Here is a 502-nt window from a genome sequence, read left to right as displayed (position 1 = left end):
CTTGCCGAGTTATACTCATCGGGTGTCAGAATGTCCTTTAGCATCGCATATTCTGTATGCCAAGAATCTGCACCCTCGTCAAAGACCTCTGGAATACCACCCCAACCGACATACTTCGACAAGATAATCTGCTCTTCGGGTGTTGCAAAACGGTTTTCGCTCTGACAGTCCTTCAAGACCTTTATCGCCGCATAATTCCTGTGGAAGCGCTCTTTCTTGTTTACTTCCTCGACCTTGTTATTTGCAAGATCAAAGGTGTGGCGTTCTGCCATCGGAATATCTGGGTGCAGGTCAAAGGTCTGAACTCTTGTCTTATTCTGCTCCCAAGAGGGTTTCAGAACCTCTGTTTCTTCTTGCTCAAGCTCTGGCTCTGGCTTCTGCTCTGCCGCTGCAAGGCGCTCCACATCTGCCATGACCTGCTCCACAAAGGGGCTTGGTTCATCGCTCTCAAGCTGCATACGGATAAGCTCAGGGTCGATGTCCTCAAACTCGTCCGGCTCTT

General features: G+C 49.8%; 1 protein-coding gene. It reads right to left on the bottom strand.

Going from position 1 to position 502, the window contains the following annotated elements; all coding sequences use genetic code 11:
• A partial coding sequence (locus tag D1841_RS18610; protein WP_237077195.1) for a hypothetical protein occupies positions 1 to 502 on the bottom strand: 502 nt, incomplete at both ends.

Source organism: Neglectibacter sp. X4 (assembly GCF_009917365.1).
In the GTDB taxonomy this organism is placed as follows: domain Bacteria; phylum Bacillota; class Clostridia; order Oscillospirales; family Acutalibacteraceae; genus Acutalibacter.
This window is presented reverse-complemented; position numbering and strand designations above follow the sequence as displayed.